At 43.9% G+C, this 2,740-nt stretch carries 3 protein-coding genes; 1 reads left to right on the top strand and 2 read right to left on the bottom strand.

What is annotated here, in order from left to right; all coding sequences use genetic code 11:
* The first annotated feature begins 397 nt into the window (after positions 1 to 397).
* A complete protein-coding gene (locus tag ABD949_RS18305; RefSeq protein WP_345245608.1) occupies positions 398 to 1,684 on the top strand; it encodes an outer membrane protein assembly factor BamB family protein in 1,287 nt (428 codons plus the stop codon).
* Between the two features lie 246 nt (positions 1,685 to 1,930).
* Here the strand turns inward: ABD949_RS18305 and ABD949_RS18300 are convergent, their stop codons facing one another.
* Both ABD949_RS18300 and ABD949_RS18295 read right to left on the bottom strand, forming a co-directional pair.
* The gene (locus tag ABD949_RS18300) at positions 1,931 to 2,269 is read right to left on the bottom strand and encodes a hypothetical protein (RefSeq protein WP_345245606.1); all 339 of its coding nucleotides are present in this window, start codon (positions 2,267 to 2,269) and stop codon (positions 1,931 to 1,933) included.
* Between the two features lie 41 nt (positions 2,270 to 2,310).
* Positions 2,311 to 2,740: hypothetical protein (locus ABD949_RS18295; RefSeq protein WP_345245604.1), on the bottom strand; the 430-nt coding region annotated here is incomplete at its 5' end.

Below are 2,740 nucleotides of genomic sequence, written 5' to 3'. Positions count from 1 at the left end.
GCAACCGCGAGGATAGGCCACCCACGCGACGAGAGTCGCCCCAGCCTCGGATTGATAGCTCTAAGCCATCCGGGGCTTTTTTATGCGGTCCTCCCTTCGGTCGGGACGTTAGTATTTATAGGTTTTCTTTCATAGGCCCACGCTCAAAGAGTCGGGGGGAATTGGAGGAAAACTAACGTCTTTAGTTTGGCCTAAGGGAAGAAGAAAAAGTGACACTCTGAGCGTGGGTCTATGAAAGAAAACCTGTATGCTTACGCTGTGAGCGTAGCGAACTCCGCTTATTAGAATCGAACTTGTGGTATTTCTTTGTAAACTTTTGATGCATACTGGCTTAACTAAGTAACGTGGCGGAAAAGTCGATTTTGTGCTAGCCGCCCCATTTTACTATTACTTTCAGATGAGGAAATCACTTTTAGTCGTGGCAATCTGCTGGATTGTTACGACTACCTTCTCCTGCCGGAAGGAAATAGAGGGGCTTGAGACGAAAGATGACACAGGTTTAGTTGTCAAGAAAAAGCCGCTCTGGCAGGTAGCAAACACTACTAATCCAAACAAAGCGGGTGGCAACATAGGCTATTCAACTGTTATTGGGGATGGTATTTTAGATACTTACTTCTACGACCCAGTTGAAAGGAAGGACAGAATGGCTTTGCTTGACATCTATACGGGTCGACGCAAATGGGAATGGAATGATGTCATCCGCGATTTTGAAACAGTATTCATCGATAGGGGAAGTATACACCTCTACAAGGAGTACCTGTTTTACAATTATGGCCCCCGTAACTACGGTATTGATTCCCGCACAGGAAATACCATCTGGAAACAGATAACCGGTTATTCTGCATTTGGCAACTGCTCTAGTCTGGGCAGCGTTTACTTTACCAAAGGAACGCCATTGACGCTTAATGAACAGGGCATTTTGGAAGATCGGGTGTATAAGGGCGACATCCGAACCGGTAAGGAAGTCGAAGTAGTTATGCCTCGCTACAGCCGTAAAAACATCCGGGCTGCCGCTTCTTGGAGCCGGTACATCGGTTTGATTGCCGATGTACAACCAGTGATAGAAGGCCGTGATACGCTGCTGGTGGTAATTTATAACGAGACGGGGCCAGGCCGCAACGAGTTTCAGGCCTGCACGGGTCTTTACAACCTGACGCAAAAACACTGGGTTTATGAACGGGAGCGTCTGAAAGAAGACTTTCCGGAAGCCTTCAACACATCGTGGTTAACGCTGTCGGGTGAGAAGATGTACACTATCCTCAACAATGCGGTAGCCTGCTCCTACTGGCGCACCGGCAAGTTAATATGGTTTCGTCCCTTGCCCAGCTTTGCGGCCATACCTACACCGATTGAGGATAAGTATCTGGCCGTATTCAGCACCGACAGCCGCCTGTTTCTATTGGATGCTCACACGGGACAGACCTTCTGGGAAAAGCGAGAAACGCTGAGTACGACCAGTCAGGTTTACTACCATAGCGGTATTTTCTACTACCTAACGGCCACCTTGAATGCAGTAGAGATACCTAGTGGTAAAAAGCTCTGGAGCATCAAATCACCAACAAACGGGATAATCGATGGTCACTTCTGGGGCTTCATCACAGGTGCCCCAGGCAAAGCGGGGCAAAAAGGCCGCATCTTTACCCGCACCGGCTACCATACCTATTGTTTTGAGGCTATTAGGTAATTAGGGCTGTTACAAATAGTACTTGATCATTCAATTTAACATAACTGAGTGAATACGGATAAACCAGTACTCGTTATACTTTAGTCATAACTGATCCGGACCGTCACAAACAACTCATAAAAAGGTGCAATTATGCTGCTAGCCAGCTTGTTGTATTTTCCCCAGGTGAGTTGCATAACAGTTTTTATGTTAAGAGACTTTCCTAATACTTGTAACACAAGGGTACTTACCTACCATCTTGATAACTTAATAGTTTGTCCACCTAAAGCTTCTGTTTGATTCTATCAACTCTTCTTCAATGGGATTGATAAAATGTATTTTTCTGTAAGGGCCAGAGGCTAAAGCAACGTCTATGTAATGCTTCTTCCTTATCCTATAATTGCCGTTTGCTTCCACTTCTGTTCCATTGACTAGCATTTTGGCATAAACCTGACCATTGGGTTTGAATTTAATTGTCTCATAACCTCCCTTGTATAAAGCATGCCGATACTGGCGTTCAGAAGTGAATGGAGGATAATCGTTCTTATCGTTGGTGCAGCCACCAAGGATAGTAAGTATTACACTAGTTGCTAATAGAGTTCTCATAGCTGTTTAGTTGTAAAAGGTTGATTATGTTAACTAACTTCTTATCGTAAATGGGCGATTGTGTAGCCAATCAGAAAAACGCCCGTCATAGCTATCAATATAATTAATGAATAAGGACCTGTAACTTTAACATTTGGTAGAACAGCCTTATCTGTTAATTCATCAAAGTGTACGTCAATACTGTCAAGCCTCGCTGTTTTTCTAAAGTGTCTATTGGAGCTTTCAAGCGTGTATCTTGTTCCTTTGTAACTCACATAGATTTTATTCGGTGATTTAACTGTACCAAGACCATTTACTCGGCCTACTATTGGCATCTTGATCAACGGACTATGCTTTTGAATATAGGTATCTCTCTCGCCTATTTGATAAATCTTGTAAGAGCAGAAAATACATAATATACCTACAAGCATCGGAATAGCTACCCTTATCCGGCTTCCTGACTTTAATGAATCCACTGTTCGCTGTTGTATA

The organism is Nibrella saemangeumensis, assembly GCF_039541915.1.
In the GTDB taxonomy this organism is placed as follows: Bacteria; Bacteroidota; Bacteroidia; order Cytophagales; family Spirosomataceae; genus Nibrella; species Nibrella saemangeumensis.
This window is presented reverse-complemented; position numbering and strand designations above follow the sequence as displayed.

Excerpts from the sequence above, each read along its gene's own strand:
- ABD949_RS18305 (WP_345245608.1), top strand. The coding sequence starts at position 398 with ATGAGGAAATCACTTTTAGTCGTGGCAATCTGCTGGATTGTTACGACT.
- ABD949_RS18300 (WP_345245606.1), bottom strand. The coding sequence starts at position 2,269 with ATGAGAACTCTATTAGCAACTAGTGTAATACTTACTATCCTTGGTGGC.